Source organism: Desulfosporosinus sp. BICA1-9 (assembly GCF_000802135.1).
This window is the reverse complement of record NZ_JUEE01000116.1, coordinates 1-18669: the sequence shown is the minus strand read 5'-3', so window position 1 is coordinate 18669 and position 18669 is coordinate 1. Positions and strand designations below refer to the sequence as shown.

The 18669-nt window shown below is 43.4% G+C and carries 16 protein-coding genes; 2 read left to right on the top strand and 14 right to left on the bottom strand.

The window, feature by feature from the left end; all coding sequences use genetic code 11:
* Positions 1-120: 120 nt before the first annotated feature.
* A complete protein-coding gene (locus JL57_RS14370) occupies positions 121-1224 on the top strand; it encodes a hypothetical protein (RefSeq protein ID WP_034142721.1) in 1104 nt (367 codons plus the stop codon).
* A gap of 146 nt (positions 1225-1370) precedes the next feature.
* On the opposite strand, the gene JL57_RS14365 is transcribed toward JL57_RS14370, so the two are convergent.
* The 14 genes from JL57_RS14365 to JL57_RS34465 all read right to left on the bottom strand — a co-directional run bounded on the left by JL57_RS14365 (position 1371) and on the right by JL57_RS34465 (position 17628).
* Entirely contained in the window at positions 1371-3026 is a 1656-nt protein-coding gene (locus JL57_RS14365; protein WP_034142720.1) for a glutamine--tRNA ligase/YqeY domain fusion protein, read from the bottom strand.
* Between the two features lie 388 nt (positions 3027-3414).
* A complete protein-coding gene (locus JL57_RS14360) occupies positions 3415-3840 on the bottom strand; it encodes a DUF3574 domain-containing protein (protein ID WP_034142719.1) in 426 nt (141 codons plus the stop codon).
* 128 nt (positions 3841-3968) lie between these two features.
* Positions 3969-6677, bottom strand: coding sequence for an NHLP bacteriocin export ABC transporter permease/ATPase subunit (locus JL57_RS14355; RefSeq protein ID WP_034142718.1), 2709 nt, complete (start codon positions 6675-6677; stop codon positions 3969-3971).
* Positions 6678-6702: 25 nt separating this feature from the next.
* The gene (locus JL57_RS14350) at positions 6703-8859 is read right to left on the bottom strand and encodes an NHLP family bacteriocin export ABC transporter peptidase/permease/ATPase subunit (RefSeq protein ID WP_034142717.1); all 2157 of its coding nucleotides are present in this window, start codon (positions 8857-8859) and stop codon (positions 6703-6705) included.
* Positions 8860-8877: 18 nt separating this feature from the next.
* A complete protein-coding gene (locus JL57_RS14345; RefSeq protein ID WP_034142716.1) occupies positions 8878-9834 on the bottom strand; it encodes an NHLP bacteriocin system secretion protein in 957 nt (318 codons plus the stop codon).
* Between the two features lie 35 nt (positions 9835-9869).
* Positions 9870-10994 (bottom strand): ABC transporter substrate-binding protein, encoded by a 1125-nt coding sequence (locus JL57_RS14340; protein ID WP_034142715.1) that lies wholly within the window; start codon positions 10992-10994, stop codon positions 9870-9872.
* A gap of 75 nt (positions 10995-11069) precedes the next feature.
* Positions 11070-11192, bottom strand: a complete 123-nt coding sequence (locus JL57_RS34475; protein ID WP_291300104.1) for a hypothetical protein — start codon at positions 11190-11192, stop codon at positions 11070-11072.
* A gap of 96 nt (positions 11193-11288) precedes the next feature.
* Entirely contained in the window at positions 11289-12401 is a 1113-nt protein-coding gene (locus JL57_RS14335; protein ID WP_034142714.1) for a DUF7005 family protein, read from the bottom strand.
* Positions 12402-12501: 100 nt separating this feature from the next.
* A complete protein-coding gene (locus JL57_RS14330) occupies positions 12502-14613 on the bottom strand; it encodes a RiPP maturation radical SAM C-methyltransferase (RefSeq protein ID WP_291300103.1) in 2112 nt (703 codons plus the stop codon).
* Entirely contained in the window at positions 14613-16055 is a 1443-nt protein-coding gene (locus JL57_RS14325) for a radical SAM family RiPP maturation amino acid epimerase (protein WP_291300102.1), read from the bottom strand. Before JL57_RS14325 ends, JL57_RS14330 begins: the two co-directional genes overlap by 1 nt.
* Positions 16056-16230: 175 nt before the next feature.
* On the bottom strand, positions 16231-16455 hold the full coding sequence (locus JL57_RS14320; RefSeq protein ID WP_034142713.1) for a Nif11-like leader peptide family RiPP precursor: 225 nt from the start codon (positions 16453-16455) through the stop codon (positions 16231-16233).
* Between the two features lie 309 nt (positions 16456-16764).
* Positions 16765-17067, bottom strand: coding sequence for a hypothetical protein (locus JL57_RS14315; RefSeq protein WP_034142712.1), 303 nt, complete (start codon positions 17065-17067; stop codon positions 16765-16767).
* 27 nt (positions 17068-17094) lie between these two features.
* On the bottom strand, positions 17095-17412 hold the full coding sequence (locus JL57_RS34470; protein WP_291300108.1) for an RNA polymerase sigma factor: 318 nt from the start codon (positions 17410-17412) through the stop codon (positions 17095-17097).
* Positions 17413-17421: 9 nt separating this feature from the next.
* Positions 17422-17628, bottom strand: coding sequence for an RNA polymerase sigma factor (locus tag JL57_RS34465; RefSeq protein ID WP_291300101.1), 207 nt, complete (start codon positions 17626-17628; stop codon positions 17422-17424).
* 277 nt (positions 17629-17905) lie between these two features.
* Here JL57_RS34465 and JL57_RS14305 point away from each other — a divergent pair, with 277 nt between their 5' ends.
* A complete protein-coding gene (locus JL57_RS14305) occupies positions 17906-18523 on the top strand; it encodes a TetR/AcrR family transcriptional regulator (RefSeq protein ID WP_034142711.1) in 618 nt (205 codons plus the stop codon).
* The last annotated feature ends 146 nt before the right edge of the window (positions 18524-18669 follow it).

Here is an 18669-nt window from a genome sequence, read left to right as displayed (position 1 = left end):
GGAATACCCATCGGCGTAGGATAAAGTATCGCCCATGCCGTGATCCCCTAGCTTAGAAAAGTTTCACTTTATTTTTGAGATTTGGGTACAATAAGCGAAACTCTTTAAGGAGGATGACGGATGAACTTCCAAATGCCAAACTATAAGCACCCTGATTTTGACCAAGAACCTTTTCTATCCGCACCAGATGCTCGCATTGTTGGAGTAGAAATCGATGGGGTGGCACCAGAGCACTATCATGCCCTCTCAATATATCCGGAGTATTTCAAAATTAATGGGGAGTGGATCTTAGCTAGTGAAAGCCGAATGGATGGTGTACCAGTCCTAAGAACGGTCGGAACCATTGAGGTTGTAGAATTCAGAAATTTACAAGTTGGAGACAAAGCAATAATTGGTCGTACGGAAGACGGCAGTGAAGGAATCTATGTATATGCCAAAGGCTTTAGTTCTAACGATACCAATTCAGATTTATTTGCTTTTCGTTCCGGTCGTTCTCGAGAGACAGCTTTTTCTAAAGACTACAACGATCTCTACGAACTGCTAAACTATGAAAGGGATAACGGCTATATCGTTTGGGTACTAGGCCCAGCCGTTGTCTTTGACTACGATTCTAGACAAGCCCTCTCCACCTTAATTTCCAATGGTTATGCCCATGCCATCCTGGCAGGCAATGCTATGGCTACCCATGACCTCGAAGCCGCTTTATTTGGAACCGCTTTGGGGCAGAATACCTATAACCAACAATCTCCACCAAATGCTCATTATCACCACTTAGACCTCCTTAATAAGGCCCGAGACACAGGTTCCCTTAAGATGCTCCTAGAAAAGGAAACCATTCAGGAGGGGGTTGTTTTTTCTGCCATCAAAAATAATGTACCCTTGGTCCTGGCGGGCTCGATTCGCGACGATGGCCCCCTCCCATCTGTCATCGCCGATGTCTATCAAGCTCAAGATGAAATGCGTAAGCACACCCGAAAAGCCACGACCCTCATCTGTCTAGCCACACAGCTTCATACCATTGCCGCCGGGAATATGACCCCGGCATACACACGACAAAATGGTGAAATCCGACCCGTTTATATTTACTGTGTCGACATCGCGGAATTTGCTGTAAATAAACTTAGGGACCGGGGGTCATTAGAAGTGACAACGTTAGTAACCAATGTTCAGGATTTTTTAGTTCATTTAAAGAATAATTTAGTGCAAGTTGGGGACGGTTCTTGACTTGCATTCTTAGGAAGTGCACTTGCTCAAACTAAACTGAACATAAAAAACCACCCCCACTTATAGAATTGATAGTCTTGAAAACTAGATAAAAAAATAAAATACCCTAGCTTTAATATGAGGCTAGGGTATTTTTGTAAAGCATTTTATTTATGTAATTCAAAGGAACTCTTCAAAGACACAATCCGATTAAAAACCAACTGCTCTTGAGTTGAATTAAAAGGATCGACGTTAAAGTAACCATGTCTGAAGAATTGAAATTTGTCCTGGGGCTTTGAGCCTTTGATATTCGGTTCGACAAATCCATGAACGATCTCTAAAGAATTGGGATTAATGTGATCCATAAACGAGGTCTCATCCTGCTCGTCTTGATCCAAAATCAAAGGTTCGTATAATCGGAATTCTGCAGGGACTGCTTGAGAGGCTTCCACCCAGTGAATCGTCCCTTTGACTTTTCTTCCAGTGAAACCTGACCCGCTCTTAGTTTCAGGATCATAGGTACAGTGCAGTTCAATGACCTTCCCAACCTCATTTTTTACTACAGCATTACATTTGATGAAATAGGCGTTTTTCAGGCGAACTTCATTTCCCGGGAACAGTCTATGATACTTGGCAGGGGGATTCTCTGTAAAGTCCTCTTGCTCAATATAAACTTCTCGAGAAAAAGGAATTTGTCGGGTACCCATCTCCGGGTTTTCTGGGTTGACTTCGGCTTCTAACATCTCTACCTGACCCTCTGGATAATTCGTGATAACCACCTTAAGTGGCTCAAGCACGGCCATCGTTCTTGGTGCCTTAAGCTTTAAGTCTTCCCGGATAAAATGCTCAAGCATTTTGCTGTCCACAACGCTATCGGCTCTGGCTACCCCGATTTCCCGTGCGAAGTTGCGCATTGACTCTGCCGTATACCCTCGGCGCCGAAGCCCCGAGATAGTAGGCATCCGCGGATCATCCCATCCATCCACAACATGCTCATCAACTAGTTGCTTAAGCTTCCGCTTACTCATGACCGTATTCGTGATATTTAAACGAGCAAACTCATATTGGTGAGGAACATTCTCCATTTCACATTCCCGAATGACCCAATCATATAAAGGACGATGATCCTCAAATTCTAAAGTACAAATCGAGTGAGTAACCCCTTCTATAGCATCTTCCAGCGGATGAGCAAAATCATACATGGGGTAGATACACCACTTGTCACCTGTATTATGGTGGGTTGCATGGGCAATCCTGTAAAGGACAGGGTCCCGCATATTGATGTTTGGTGAAGCCATATCTATTTTAGCGCGCAAGACCTTTTGCCCGTCTTTGAATTCCCCTTGACGCATGCGCTCAAATAACGACAGGTTTTCTTCAACTGACCGATCACGGTAAGGGCTACTTTGTCCCACCTCTGTTAGTGATCCGCGCATTTTTCGAATTTCCTCGGCTGTAGAATCACAAGCGTAGGCTTTACCTTTCTTAATCAGTAATACTGCTCGATTATACATTTCCTCAAAGTAATCTGAGGCAAAAAACAAGTCGTCCCATTCATATCCTAGCCACAATACATCTTCCTTGATGGATTCCACATATTCGGTGTCCTCTTTGGCTGGATTCGTGTCATCAAAGCGCAGATGGGTCTTACCCTTGAATTCATCCGCCAATTCAAAGTTTAGAATAATAGATTTAGCATGACCAATATGTAAATAGCCGTTGGGCTCCGGAGGAAACCGCGTGATAATATGATCTGCCTTACCTGATTTTAAGTCCTCGTTAATAATATTTTTAAGAAAATTCGAGGAGGATTTGTATTCCATCCGTTTATCAACCTTTCTCTCTAAATGATCCTGCTTCTGCCAATTTTACCCTTGCTCTAAATAATACTGCATTCATGGCGAGAGTTCAACTTTAGCCTTAAAAATAGCCAATCGCAATCTGGGCTAACCAGGCTCTAGGTGATGTAACTTCATTACCTCATATCAAGCCGCTCCGTAATTGATTCATAAGTGAAGCCGAATGCCTTCTAGTATTTCTTGAAGAATATATTTTTTCTTGTGCACCCTTTTTGCCCATGAAAAACCCTCCCTTAGTAGATTTTTATTCTACCATGGGAGAGCCCTTTGATTCTGGAATATTCTTGATGATATATAAAACGAGGCCCAACAAAGAGTGATTGAAAACATTAATATTGGATTCCGCCTTTGGTCATTCTTCAGTAGCCCCCTCGTAAAACTTGAAATCGACTTTGGCCTTTTCGACTAAGATTGAATTTTGATTAAGCTTTACTAATGCTTCATCCATAACGCTCTTTATCTTGTCATCCGTAGCTGAATAAAACTCGTAGACAAGGCTATTCTCCTGGGTCACGATACCCTTTTCATCTTTATATACCCCCTGCCTCTTGGTCACTGTATACCCATCCACGTATTTCAGGCAGATTTCCGACACAATTTTTTGCGCCTCGTCATCGCTGATTATCTGCTTATAGGTATCCTTGTCATTTAAGCCAATGTACATGTGATATTTAAATTCTGACTGATCTGCAAGGCTAGCCTTTTCTTGCTCAGCACAGCCAGGTAATGCAAAAATTATTAGCAACGTGATTAAAATCAATGCAATGCGCTTTTTCATCTTCTCGCACCTACCCCTACCTTATATTATAAATAGCCTCAAAGCTGTGAGCACCTGCAACTTCCTCAAGTTAGACATCGGACAGTTTGGTTACACCTGCCTTATACATCCGCCTTAAATCAGAGACTCTAAGCTAGCTGTCTCTTGGCCAGGTCAGCAAAAATCCCTTTATTCTCTATAAGCTCTTGGTAAGTTCCACTCTCTACGATCTTCCCTTGATCCATCACGATAATCTTATTACAGTGAATGATTGTACTCAGACGATGCGCAATAACAACTCGTGTAGCCTGGAGTTGGTCAAGGCTATTACTGACTATGGCTTGGGTACGGTTGTCTAAAGCGCTAGTGGCTTCATCGAAGAAAATTAGTTTTGGTTTCTTAATGATAGCTCTCGCGATCATCAAGCGTTGCTTTTGTCCTCCGGAGATTGTCCCTGCACCCTCGCTGATCACGGTGTGCATACCCATAGGCATTTGCTTAATATCTTCCTCAATGCCAGCCATTCTGGCTGCTTCCCAAGCATCATCTCTAGTCAGGTAAGGGTTAGCGCCTACAATATTGCTGAAGATATCACCGGTCATGAGTTGGCCATTTTGCAATACCACACCAAGTTGCTTGCGTACAGCTCTGATATCTATTTTAGACAGGTCTTGCCCATTATAATAAACTTTCCCTGTCTCTGGTTTTTCAAAGCCTAGCAAGACTCTAAACAAGGTTGACTTACCACAACCTGAAGTACCCACCAAGGCTACATAATCCCCCTCATCAATTTGAAAGGAGACATCTTGTAAGGCTAAGGGGGCGTCTTCTTTATAGCGAAAAGACACATGCCTAACTTCAATTGAGCCTGTAAGGGGCTTCGGGTTTATATTTGTATCGTCATATTCAGGTAACGTTTCCAGTATAGGCTTAGCCCGCTGATATAAGGGGATAACAATATTTGCGCTGATTAAGGACTCCGACAAAGAGACCGTAGAAAACATAAATGAGATAAAGGCTGAATTAAAAGCAATAAACTGACCTGGTGACAACGTATTGGTTGATAAAGTCAGAGTATAAAAAATAGCCATACTTGATAGAATGGGGAAAAAAGAGTTAAAAGTGGCTAGCCAGTTACCCAATGTCTCTCTTTTAAAGGCAAATTTCCGTTGTTCACCAAACTCCTTTGACCATCGATGAAAGGCTCTGCTTTCTGCTCCAGCCACGCGAAATTTAGTGATTCCTCCAATAAGCTGCAACATCATGCCGGATATGTTATTGGAGATTTCTAATACTTTACGCTCGTAGCGTACCTGCCAATACCCTAAAGAACCCATAACAAGGATTGCTAAGGCGACTAATACTGCAGCAATCCCAGCTAGTTTGATATCATAGTAAAAAAGCAACGCAAAGGTAAAGATAGAAAAAATACTGGATAGAATTGTATTTAAAGTCACTCCCGAGAGAATCATCCGTATCTGGCTTATACCCATAGCCCGCATAGTAAGTTCTCCTGCAGAAAACTGCTTAAAAAAAGGAACAGGTAGACTCAGTAATCGATCCCAAACAGCAGCTTGTATCGCGCCCTCCATTTTACCTTCCATGCGTAACGTGGCAAGAAAACGAGTAAACTGGAAGAGCATCGTAGCCAGGGCACTTGCCCCTAGAAAAAAGGCGATTTGCAATAACTGACCTCTTTCCCCTTCAGGGATGATACTGTTAAAGACCATACCTGTTGCCAGGGGAATAGCAGTACCGAGCATACCTCCCAGGATGCCCATCAAGGCTATCATTACTAAATCATGTTTCCAAGTGCTTTCGTAGCCAAAGGATAAAAGCCCCCGAAGAGTGATTTCCTTAGGGTCAAACGGTCGATACAAGACAAATCCAAAAAATTTGATCTTTGCAGCCGTTTCTTTGTCTACAACCTTCTTTATCCCTAAAGCAACGTCATGTAATATATACTTCGAAGGGGATGCGGGGATTAAAGCAATCGGTCTGTCATCTTCTTCCATATACCCTAAGATGGGGCCACCGTCTTGTTTATACCAGTCCCCTTTCAAAGCCACTTCTCTTGTCCGGATGCGAGAGGCTCGGATAATATCCTCTAAAGGAGTATTACTTTGACTCCCCGGATTACTTATTGGGGGTGAAACGATCTCCACTCTTATGCTCTGACCTACCAAACGACAAGCATTTAGTAGAAAATCTCCACTTGCATCCTCCAAACTGATTGTTTTACCTTTTTGGTTAATTGATGCTAGTCTAGAGATGGAGCTTACCATCAGACGTTGATCATGTCTCGCCTTTTCTTGCAGACGAGTTTTCTCCGCCTGATTTTGATTTTCCCATAGATTAGTCGTCAACTGAAGAACCTGACTATGATAATTTACCATAACCAAAGGGTCGGTTGAATAGTCATCATCAAACAATAGTTTTTCTTCCGCAGACGCAATTTCTACTCGTGAATTATCATCCCAATTACTAACTTTAGCTAAAGCTTTGAACCAGTACTTTACCAGCATTGTAACTTCTTCAGATGTTTCTCCCTCTAATAACGTTCTTAGCTGCTCTACTTTAAGGCGTATCAGGCAGGAACCGATTAAACCAGAGGCCAATAATCCTTTTTTAACGGGGAAACCCTCAGGGGCAATACCAAAAAGCAACTCTCCTTGTTTTGCTTCAAACAAGAAGTTTTTGACCCCTGTCCTGTTATCGTCTGTTAGGGTCGTTAAGAAAACGGCAATCTTCCCTTGCCCTACAATCCATACATAGCTGGCATCATCTAAAATCTGAGGTTTGTTGCCTTCAATAGGCACTTGAGTACCCTCTTGGTTAAAAAAATCTATAACCTTCATTTACTCACCTGCTTTAATTCGTTCATTAACCAGTTTGGATTAGCTTGGCATAAACTCCAGCACGTCGCTTTAATTCTTCATGAGTACCTCTCTCCTCAATTTTCCCCTTCTCAAGAACGATGATTTCGTCACAGTCCCGAATCGTACTCAGGCGGTGCGCCACTATAATACAGGTACACCCACGACGCCGGATATTTTCGTCAATATTCTTTTCTGTAACAGGGTCAAGGGCACTGGTGGCCTCGTCCATAATAATAATCGTTGGGTTTTGCGCTAAAGCCCGGGCTATCTCTAGCCTTTGCCTTTGCCCACCGCTAAAGTTTTTCCCGCTTTCCTCCACCGGATGCTCATACCCCCCAGCTCGAGCAGTAATATCATCATGGATGCAGGCGCCTTTAGCTGCACGGACCACTTCGAATTCTGAGATTGTCTCATCCCACAAAGTAATATTATCGCGCACGGACCCCTGAAACATACTAATATCCTGATCAACCATGGCTAAAGAATTATTAATGGTAGCTCTCTGAAATGATGTACGGGGCTGTCCATCAAAGAGTATTATTCCGGACCAAGGTCGGTAAGTTCCAGCAATTATTTTGGCTACTGTGGATTTTCCACTACCGGAACCACCCACGAGAGCCACCCGAGATCCTGGCCTGAGCGATAAACTAAAATCTTCAATTAGCGGAGGCTCCAAGGAACTGTAACCAAAGCTTATTTGGTTGAGTTCTATATATCCCTCAAGCTTCTGCCCATTATAAGGAGTTGTCTCTCCTAAATTACCTTCAGCTTCTTGATCGATAGGATATTTTAAGACATCATCTAAACGATTCATTTCACCTTCCACTTCCTGGAGCTCGGTCCCTAGTCCTACCATCTCTGTCACAGGACTCATAAAACTAACCATCAGACTTTGAAAAGCAACCAACATACCGATCGTCATTTGCCCTTCCATGATTAAAAAACCACCCAGCGCAAGTACAATCGCGTTATTTATCCCGGTTAGAAACGTGGGAAAGGCTGTTAAAAATTGAGACGAAACCCCTAGTTCCTGTTCAGAGTTTAATGATTTTGCCTGGTATCCGGACCACTTGGCAAAGAAGTCCGATTCCGAGCCTGTTGCTTTTAGAGTCTCTATGATTTGCAAACCAGACATGCCTGTCCCAACTAGCTTACCTCGGTCCTTTAATAGCTTTTGGTTCTGGTCTACTCTATTAGCGGAAGCGAACTTTAAATATAAAACATTGATAAGAGCAATAACTAGTCCTACTAAGGCTAAAATAACGTTATACTGCAACATTAACGTAAAATAGAAAATGATCATGACAAGATTTAAGGCTGTAGTGGCCAATTTCCCCGACAATAGTTTCGCTACCCGGTCATTGCTCTGCATCCTAGACGTAATATCTCCAGCAAATCGCTGCGAGAAAAACTCCGCCGGCAACCTTAAAATATGCCACAAAAACTGACCTGAGGTTATTATGGCAATTTTCGACTCTAGTTTCAGTAGATAATAATGCTGCAACCAGGTCAAAATTCCCCTTAAGGCAGCCGTTATTCCCATACCTATAAGGAGGGGAGTGAGCCAGGAATTTCTCCCACTTAGCAAAATATCGTCTACAAAAATCCTTGCAAATACAGGGATAGCTAATCCCGGGATTACCAAGGCTAATCCAACAAAAATAATATAGGCTAAAGCAGTCTCTGAGCCTTTAAGACGTTTTTTTAAACTGGTGATAAGGCTAGGTTTTGCCCCATCTTTTTCGAATTTGGGTGTTGGTACAAAAGTCAAGGCTACCCCAGTGAAGGACTGACTGAACTCCTCTTCAGAGACGACCCGTCTGCCAGCACCAGGGTCATTTAGAAAGACTTTCCCCTTATGGAAACCTTCCAATACTAGGAAATGATTAAAATTCCAGTGAATGACCAAGGGCATTTGCATTTCTTTTAAAGACTCAGGTTCTTTACGAAAACCTTTGGCCTCCAGGTCATATTTTCTAGCTGCTTTCAGAATATTACTAGCTTTACTACCATCTCTGGATACTCCACACGTTACCCTTAGTTCCTCTAGGGGTATGTATTTACCAAAGTAGGCTAAAATCATAGCTAAGGATGCGGCCCCACATTCAACGGCTTCCATCTGAAAAACAGTGGGAACCTTAGCACAACTGATCTTTTTCACCTTATCACCTCCCCACTGTTAATTAACTACACTCCTAAGAAGAGGTATTACCTTGTTTATAGGCCTTTCTCTATGCGTTATCACTTCACTTTGAATAATAGTACCACTATGTATGGACATCGGAGGTCCCTCTGATGATGACCACCTATAACCACTTTTAGTATTACTGTTCGGAATTAAGTCAATCCGAACCATCAGCGGAGCACCTTGCCCTTCCAGCAGAGATACCAGATTTTCATTTCCCAGAGTCTGCATCATGCTATGGGCCGTAGCAGGATAGTCCGAGACGGAAACAACTCTTCCTAACATAAAACCATACTCTTCTTTATTCACGATAGTAGGGGATATCTGAGCTTCCATACCGGGCAAGACGATTCCTCCCTGCTCAGCGGGAACATAGATTACAGCTTCCATCTTAACCGTTCCACCAGATTGATCCAGGGTAACAAGGGCTTCCCCTGGCTGGATAACGCTCCCTGTATTAATATTTAATTCCAAAATACGCCCATCAATTTGTGAAACAATTAGAGACTTGTAATCTAATTCTTCTCGAAGCTGAATCACACGGGTTGCAATTTCTTTATACTCAGGTAAATCCACTCGTTGGTTATTTTCCATCTCGTAGAGAGTTCTTTGGAGGCTATTAATTTCCGTAACAAGTTGAGGCAGCTCAATCCGTGCTATGACATCACCCTTTTTAACCGTATCCCCAAGTTTATACCTAACATCAATCACCTGCCCGGAGGTATGATGCTGTAAAGAATACACCCCTCCATTATTAAGCAGAATTCCATGACCTGTTATTTTTGTAGGAATACTACCTAAAAAACTCCAAGCAATTGCACTCATAAGGATACCGCTAATCGCTATCAGGGCAAACCAAGCCTTCGGGGAGGTTACCTTTATTAGTTCATCGAGTTGCTCTGGAGACGAAAGCCTCTCCAGGGATACTTCACGATATATACTCTGGCTCATGATTCACACCTCCATTTTGCAGACACATAATAAATCTACTTCTCAATGTATTCAAATTCTCCATTCAGCAGTTTTTTTAGTACCACTAGATCCCCAATGTCATCTCCCTTTTCGTCAAATTCATGGATACCGGTTACCCCTGACCATTTACCTAAATTCTTTAATTCTTTGGCAACACTAGAACGGTTAAGCAAATCAGATTTTTCTATGGCATTAGCCAGCATATTAACCGCATCATAGCCCAACGCAGCATCAGAACTGGGCTCTTTCTGGTGCTCTGCCAAAAAGTCAGTCCCAAATCTCTTCACTTCTGGACGATCTATATAAGGATTAAACACAGAGCCTATGATTGTCCCTTCTGCGGCTTTACCCCCTATTTCTGAGAGTATAGGAGAATCCAACGCATCTCCTGCAATAAAGGGCAGGTTAATACCTGTTTGGCCAGCATCAGAAATAAACTGGCCTCCTTCAGGCAAAGTTTTGGCTATGAAAATCCCATCTACTCCATAAGCTTGCCATCTGTTATGTAAGCGCCTTAAATCTTCAAGGTTAGTATAGTAATCAAATCTATCAACAATTGTTATGCCCAGTGAATTAGCATGGTCCTCGAAGGAATTTGCTAACCCATTACCATAAGAATCATCCGAATAATAAATCACCATCCGCCGGTATCCTTGTTCTGCAAGATAAAGCGTTAGCTGTCGTGCTATTTCATCATCACTGGGTATATTGCGAAAAATATATTTATAGTCATTCTTAGTGAGTTCCGGTGCTGTAGATGCAGGTGACAACATGACAAGCCCTGCATTATTATAAATCGCCGAGGCCGGTATAGATATAAACGAATTATCGTGACCGATCACCGCTTGGATCTCGTTATTTTCAGCAAAAGACTCGGCAATAGCCATCCCCTTTACAAGCTCGGATCCATCATCCTCTTTTAGTAGCCTAAGTTCTCTTCCTTTAATTCCGCCACTACTGTTAATCTCCTTAACGGCAAGATCAATTCCTTCATTGAATAAGTTTTTATTAGTTTCAAACGGCCAGGCTACTCCTATGACTATCTCATTGGGTTCTTCTAATTTCGTACACCCTGTTAACAAAAGGAAGCTAACGGTACAAATAATAATGATTTCGCACATTGTAGTTTTTTTCAACATAGCCCCACTACCTTTTCTCTCATCATTAAGAATAAGCCGTATTAACTTTGATTCTGGCTTCAAAGTTAATGCGGCTTAATAATCTTCCCAGCCGTTATGGGCTACACCGGCAACTTCTATCCCGTTGGTGTCAAGAAGGCATTGAAGTCCTTCTACAAATAAAAGATGGTCAACTATTTGCATCAACTCTATCATCATTTGCCTTCTCGCTCCTTAATCAGTTCCCAGAATGATTCGGGTCTCTTTTCCTTAAGAATTGAATATCGATATGGCCTCCTAGCTCTGACGCTTCATTTAAGGTTTATTCCAGGCTAACTCAATCAGGCTTAGACTGGCCAGGTATATAAGTAAGTCAGCATTCCCCTCAGGCGCCGCCCCCTTAACACCCTTAACATAGAAGCTGCGGCAAATCTTGTCCATGTTTTCCGAAGCCCTGTGGACAATTGTTTGGAGTATTTTGAAGGCACCCGCGGACAGCGGTGGGCTACCGAGGTAATTTTCCAGCCTTCCGCCCTGCCTGTAGAAGGGGTAATTTTCCAGCCCCACGAATCTTAGAAACCAATCCGATTGGTAAGTTCCAGCAGCCGCCACAATCCCCATGCAGTCGGCAATAAGCTCATCATAGGCGTGATTTCGGGCAGATCCGAAAACCCTCAGAGTAAAATAGTGGGCAGCCTCGTGTCCCCGGCGGATTAACAAGGACAGGCTCCGCCACTCCTCGAGGGACAACCCCATTTCTTCCGCTGTTACTCCGCTGTACTCGCCCTTGCTCAGTATTATAAAGGTATCCTGGTACAGCTCCCTGCGCGGGACAATATTTCTAAACTCTTCCTGCCAGTGGTCTCCTGAACACTTGCCAGGATTGTCCTTCTCCCACTTTTCGCGGTAGGCCCTGATCCTGTCCCAATTGTTTAACCCCTTGACCATGCACGCCCCCATGGACGGGGGTATTCTTTCCGGCTCATTGCGCCGGGAAAGGGCCTGAACCAGGGAAACAAAGTCAGGCCTGTGCCCAGCAACCAGCACTGGGATCCGGCCAGCCGGAGTCGGGTGCAGATACAACTCCAGGTCCTCTGGGCGCTCCAATTCCAGGCCCTGGGCCTCAGTCATTCCTGACACTTGCAGCCCCCTCAGAGTAGCCAATCGATAGTTATCTTCCCCGCTTATCCCTTCCTGAACAGGAAAGGAGAGCTGCACTAGCTTTTCACACAGGGTGTTGAAAACCCCCTTCTCCAAGGCCTCCATAACGTATCCCTCCCATACCTTCACAAAGGGCTCGTCGGGTAGGGGTAATGATAGATCACTCTCCAAATCATTACGGCGGAAAAATTTTATATTATAGTTGATTAACTCTGTAATTTCTTTTTCAGAAGCCCCTAGTGAGGAAAGAAACTCTTGGCAACACACTTACTCCAACTCCTCGGTTCGATTTCCGGGCCTCACGGCCATGTAGACTACTAGCAGGCAAGTCACGAGATACGAATCATTTTCAGTTTATTGCTCTTGCTCAGCAACCCGCAGGCAGGTAGCGGTTGTCAAGCAATCCTTTGCTCGCCATATCCTTTATATAAGATTTCATAAATTCAATTGGCTGTCCGAGCATTAACTTACGTTCACCACCGATATAACCGATTGGATTTTGGTCCAATGGAAGGTATTTGTGATAAGGCTCCTCAACCGCTAAAGCCAACAAGCGCCGATCAATGCGGACTAACAGCTTGCTATCCATAAGAGTCTGGATCGCAGCATCGACATCCAAACTACTGAACCCTTTGCTCCGGAGCATCTCGCCAACCTGTATCTCGTCCTCTGCTCGGTCGCAGGCTAGATACAACTCTCGCTGTGCACCTTCAAGGCGGAAAGAAGGGGCAACTGCAATCGGACGGGTATCACGTACAATAACTTTCTTGTCGCCTACCTTCATGCTTAGTACAGGCCGATTCTGACTGATGAATGCTACGGACCACTGAAAAACAGCCGCTTGAAGGTTCCGTAACCCGGGTCTGTCAAATAAAACAGCCACTCTCGGGTCATTTTGGGTCGAGGCGTAAAACTCATCTTCAAATGTGTAGGAAAGGTCGTTAATTGGACCTGGACTTAATGGATAAATAAGGGCATTTAAAGGTAAAGCTGTTAAACTCAAGGAATAATCATCCGCTCGGTCAAAGTAGTGACTATTTCGCTGGTACTGGATATAGGACACCCCCATTGGCGGATATAAATGTGTCAGAAACGGCACTAATTCAGCCATCTCCTGGTACCAGCGATCCTGCTCGTCAGGAAAGGCGTAAAGAATCGACCAGAAAGAATGGATGCCAAACTGGCGGCACCATTTCAACGTCTGGATGTTTTGCCAGGAGGTCACCCCTTTCCTCATCGTTTTTAGTGGCTCACTGTGAAGGCTTTCTATGCCCGGCTGGCACCATACTATACCAGCTTCACGCAGCATTTTGAAATGTTTTTTGGACAAATTTGAACGTATTTCAAAGAACAGCTTGTAGGGAGCACCTCGGCGGATTAGCTCGGGAATCAGATCCTCAAAACACCTCATGTCCAGGATGTTATCAAGAAACTCGAAATGCTCAACTTCGTAACGATGGCTGAGCTCTTCCAACTCGGCCAGAACACCCGCAGCCGGGCGCGACCGGTAGGGCACTTGCGGAGCATTTAGTCCACAAAATTTACACTTCCCGTGCCAGCAACCCCGAGAAGCCTGGATTGGCAGGCAGGGGCGGACAATTTTGCCCAGCGTAGGAAGGGATCTGATAGTGTCAAAGTAGTCCTGATAAACGGGGGTTGTCTGACGATCAACGAAACTAGCCACGGCCCGCGGGAGACCCTCATCCCCGTTTTGCTTAACGTCTGGGTATCCAAACTGCCGGTGCAGGGGAGCCAATACACCCTCAGGCAAAGCTTCGAGAGGAACTTGGCAGCCGAATTCAAATATACGTTTAGCTAGCGTCAATATGAGATCATCGCCCTCTCCGGAAACCACAAAATCGACCCACGGAAAATTCTGGTGAGTTGCGCGTCCCATAATTGTTTCACAGTCAGCCCCTCCCATCAGGGTGATAACATCGGGATCAAGTTCACGTATCTTCCGAAGCAAGGCTAAGGAAGGCACTCTCTGGGATAAGCTGGAGGTGCAGCCAACGATACGAGGAGAAAGTTCGAGAATTTGTTCGGCCAGGCGGGAGGTGAATTTTTCTGCCTTTTGACGCATGAAACGCAGCTCATCACGAAGCTCTCCCAGGCTCTGCTGTCGTACCCCGCCGAGTATGGCATGGACTTTACTGACAAAGTGATTTTCATCCGGCTGAAATTCTGGAAAAGCAGTGGCAGCAAATGACCATTCGGCTAGAGGCATACGAGGATCCGCAGGGTGATTTCGTGCATATAATTCAACCCCGAGCTCTTCGCAGAAGAGGAGGTTGGCGTAAATGCTCCTGGCCTCAATTCCTCCTTCGATCAGAACGGCCTGCAGCAAACCGAGGGCCAGTGAAGGTTTTTCTGGGTCACAGTAGGGCATACATACCAGGCAAACGTCCGTAGGCACCAAGGACAACCCAAAGTCTTCTCCGGCTGGAATGTCAGCGGAATTGTTGAACCCATCGGACATTACATTTCACCTCCGCGTAACCCTTCGTTACCCAAACCATCTTCCAGCAGGCCCTGGTCAAATAGCCTCTGAATAGATGACATTATCGCCAGAACATCCTCATGCTGAATCATAAGTTCCTCCACTATAGACCATGCGGTCAAATTCCCCTGAGTAATTAACCGGCCGAGTTGGGCCAGGTGGGGAGACCCAGTCATCTTGTGCAACTGGCATTTACTACGAAGATGGAACCCCTCCTCCGGTAGGGGAATGAACTCCAGGTCGCGGCGAAAGGCTAAGATGTCGTCCGATGCAACCTGCTCAGGCATGCATTTCTTAATGGTTTCATCGATAAAATCGTTCAGCCCCGCTGCGTTGGAAAAGTTGCCTTCGGCGTGAACTCTATAGCCTAATGGCCAGCGATTTGAAGGAGGACAGGGACTGACCAACTGCACCGAACGCTCCACCATATTTACCAGGTAGCCTGTAAGACAGGCGATGGTATGGTCCTGAGCGAGCTCCGGTGGAGGATTATTGGAAGCGTCCTTGCGGTTACGACCCGATCGGGCCATTAGCCGCACTAAAGAGTCCGAGTTCTGCAAGATTAACGTTGTCAAAGCTAAGTCCTCTGCGGAAAAAGTCTCATGCACACGGCGCAAGGTATTAGTCGAAAGAATGGAAAAACGATCCGCAGCCGTGATATGTTCCCGTCGAAATCGCAACAATTCTCGTGTCCAGGCAAGATTGCGCAGAGGGGCTGCAGTGGTGGTCTGAGGGTAAATGCCTGTCACTTCACCAAATTCTACCACGAACTTAAGATAATCAGGATTATCACTGGGCTCAGTGGCCCAATAACATACCCCACTACCTACCGTGGTGCCGAGACGTTCTACCGCAATTTTCAGTATATCTTGCCAGAGCCCGACATTTTCCTTGGTATACATAAAAACTTCTTGTAGCTGTTCAGCTGCAAAACCGCAGAAAGGACATCCCATGGAGCAGCCCTTACTCAATTCGAATACTATTGTCACATGGACAATTGCCTTGTTTGTCTCTTTGCCCAATTGACTTTGACAACGATTAACCTGACGTTGGTGCCAGGCATTAAAACGATTGCTAGGCGTTTTTTCTCCCCGTTGCCGCCATGCATCCCGAAATCGGCCAGTAGCATCCGTATATTGCCGCCACAACAACGCTTGTGGCTTGTCTTCCAATTCCGCAGCAGGGATTTCCTTCAACAAAGGGATCTCTGAAACAAGTGCCATCAACTGCACCGGATCCACACCCAGTATCCCCCTTGATTGCAGCAGAGAGCCACACCCGGCGGCATTCGCCTGAACGGCCGCATAAAATTCAGCATCTCCAATAGCGCACTCCATGAATCGCTTAATATGTGGAATCAGCCTTTTTTCCTCAATGCTAATTCGGTTGTTAAAATCTTCACAGAAATATAGCTCATCCATAGTTGCTAATATCTCCTTTATATATACTACATTCAGGTTGTGACTGACGTGTGTTATGACAATGGCCCAGGGCGCTAATAAAACCCCGGACCATTGTCATAAATAATACGATTATGGCTATTACAATTAAGATATATTACAGTAATCGGCGTCTTCTCGCCACACTAGGTATTTATTAACAAACCAAGACACCCTGAAGTACATTAGTGCCGCCAGCCACATTACCTAGCTGTTCATCAGACAATTCACCCTTTTTGGCGTCCACATCTGCAACCGTAAAACTATAACCCTTGGAGTTAGCATATGCTACAATTTTAGGCAGGTCATTACCTATGGTTTTTACTTCTGCTTGCATTTCCTTGTTCTCAAGAAGGTCTTTGTTGAATTTTTCAATACTCATTTTTATTTCTCCTTCACTTTTTAGATTTTTTGGAAATCAGTTACACCCACCAGACTTCACATCGTGAGATCTCAGTATACTTTCTTGGCGCAAATCACCCTTTCATGTTTTTTTCCATGATTATTCTCTCAATATTGAGTTGTCATGTTTGACGACTCAACAACATGGATAGTTTCACCGCTGTCTAGTGTTTGTAAGGCTTTAACTCTTCTGTAATTAATTCAATTTTTTTTGTAATAAACTAAATAACTCTCTAATTATTGAGTTATACAAATAACAATAAATAGTATCACGCATTTTTTTAACTTTTCAATCTTTTTTCTTATTTTCAAGAGCTATTATGTTCAAATCAACCCCAGCAGCTACTAAATCCAATTCATCATCGTCTAATTCATCAACATCGTGAATATTATAAATTACCTTTTTCAGCATCGTTTCCATCTGATCTTGGCTTTTTTGGTTATAGTCAGCTTTGGCCAGCAGCTGAGCAAGGAATAACAATTCTTTGTATTCTTCATCCCAATGCTGGTATTCAGATGAAATGGTAATTTCTCCAGATATGATTTTCTCTATATCCGAAATAAATAACTTTAAGGAATTCTTTTCTCTCATTAGCTACACCTCGAATCGTAATTATGTCTAAGAAACAACCCCTTGTTCTTTCAAAATATCCTTTAATTTCTTTAACGATCGGTATAATATTGTTCCGACATTGCTTTCCGTTAAACGCATTAGCCCGGCAATCTGACGATTAGTCAGACAGGCCCCAAATTTAAGGGCAATAATATTTTCCTGGCGCTCCTCAAGGCACATAATTGCCTTGAGGAGCAGTTCTTTCAATTCCCGATCGATAATCAGGTCTTCGAGATGGTACTTTAATTCCACTTTTCCAAAGTCAATAGGTTCAGTTTTACAGCGCTCTCTTTTGTGGTAATTAATCACAGTATTGCTGGCTATAGTAAACAGCTAAGTGCTTAACATACCTTTATCCGGGTTATATGTATCGTATTTAACCAACACTTTTTCAAACACTTCACTGACCAGATCTTCAGCAACATTAGGGTCACCCACCCTATAAAGAGTGTATTTATAAAGCTTGGAATAGTATTTAATATATACTTCGGAAAACATCTCGGATTGTCCTGACTTTACAAGGATATCGTTGACAACCATATACCTCGCTCCTTCCCTTTGAAAGCAATCATATTCTCTAAATTACCAGCGAATGTTCAGTTTTTAAGCATAGAGAAAAGAAGCTTCAAATATATTACCGAGCCTTTTCCTTTATCACTTTAATAAACACCTCTTAAACTTTGTGATACTTTCCATTAAGTGCTATACTATAAAATGGTAAAAATAAATAGACTAAAGTCATTGACTACAGTCACTGACTTTAGTCTATTATACAGTTATTTATATTATTCTGTCAATAAAAGGAGTGTAATACCCCATGGTAGCAAAAAAAGAAAATTCAAGGGTTATAAAAGCAGCTGAAACAAAAAAGAGAATCTATGAGAGTGCCCTTGAATTATTTAAGAGAGATGGATTTGGCACCAGCGTAGATTCAATAGTAGAAATGGCCGGCGTATCCAAAGGAGCATTTTATGTTCACTATGAATCGAAGCATTCCTTAATAATTGATTATATTAATACCATAGATCTGGGCTACGAAGACTATTTTTCGTCTCTTCCCTCGGATACAAAACCGTCTGTTATGCTAATTCTTGTGACAGAAAAAATTACTGATGTTATTATAAATAATATCGGATTTGATTTGATAAAACTCATATATGAAGCTCTGATAACAAAAACGATTAATACAGATACCCAACTAAGCTATGACCGGAAAGTCTATCAAATCTATAATCAGATTATCAAGTTGGGGGTCCAGCAAGGGGAGTTTAAGGCTACCCTTAATATCGATTCAGTTTCAAAGCACTGTATCATGAGCATTAGGGGGATGACTTATGAATGGTGTATACGTTTTCCGGATTTTGATCTAAAGAACGAAATTATTAGGCACTTCGATCTCCTCCTTTCAGGCATTAAAAACAATGACGGTTTATAGTAATAAGAGATGGGTAAAACATATTAAGCCTGTAACTAGTTTATTAACTCAACTTTCGCAGTTGACAAATTGAAGACTAGGCCGCATTAAAACACAGCCAAGCCTTCACCATCCGAAGCCCGTCTACGTATGCTGTAATTAAAGCT

Excerpts from the sequence above, each read along its gene's own strand:
- JL57_RS34465 (WP_291300101.1), bottom strand. The coding sequence starts at position 17,628 with ATGGTTGTCAACGATATCCTTGTAAAGTCAGGACAATCCGAGATGTTT.
- JL57_RS14360 (WP_034142719.1), bottom strand. The coding sequence starts at position 3,840 with ATGAAAAAGCGCATTGCATTGATTTTAATCACGTTGCTAATAATTTTT.
- JL57_RS14320 (WP_034142713.1), bottom strand. The coding sequence starts at position 16,455 with ATGAGTATTGAAAAATTCAACAAAGACCTTCTTGAGAACAAGGAAATG.
- JL57_RS14315 (WP_034142712.1), bottom strand. The coding sequence starts at position 17,067 with ATGAGAGAAAAGAATTCCTTAAAGTTATTTATTTCGGATATAGAGAAA.
- JL57_RS14330 (WP_291300103.1), bottom strand. The coding sequence starts at position 14,613 with ATGTCCGATGGGTTCAACAATTCCGCTGACATTCCAGCCGGAGAAGAC.
- JL57_RS34475 (WP_291300104.1), bottom strand. The coding sequence starts at position 11,192 with ATGATGATAGAGTTGATGCAAATAGTTGACCATCTTTTATTTGTAGAA.
- JL57_RS14345 (WP_034142716.1), bottom strand. The coding sequence starts at position 9,834 with ATGAGCCAGAGTATATATCGTGAAGTATCCCTGGAGAGGCTTTCGTCT.
- JL57_RS14355 (WP_034142718.1), bottom strand. The coding sequence starts at position 6,677 with ATGAAGGTTATAGATTTTTTTAACCAAGAGGGTACTCAAGTGCCTATT.
- JL57_RS14305 (WP_034142711.1), top strand. The coding sequence starts at position 17,906 with ATGGTAGCAAAAAAAGAAAATTCAAGGGTTATAAAAGCAGCTGAAACA.
- JL57_RS14365 (WP_034142720.1), bottom strand. The coding sequence starts at position 3,026 with ATGGAATACAAATCCTCCTCGAATTTTCTTAAAAATATTATTAACGAG.
- JL57_RS14340 (WP_034142715.1), bottom strand. The coding sequence starts at position 10,994 with ATGTTGAAAAAAACTACAATGTGCGAAATCATTATTATTTGTACCGTT.
- JL57_RS14370 (WP_034142721.1), top strand. The coding sequence starts at position 121 with ATGAACTTCCAAATGCCAAACTATAAGCACCCTGATTTTGACCAAGAA.
- JL57_RS14325 (WP_291300102.1), bottom strand. The coding sequence starts at position 16,055 with ATGGATGAGCTATATTTCTGTGAAGATTTTAACAACCGAATTAGCATT.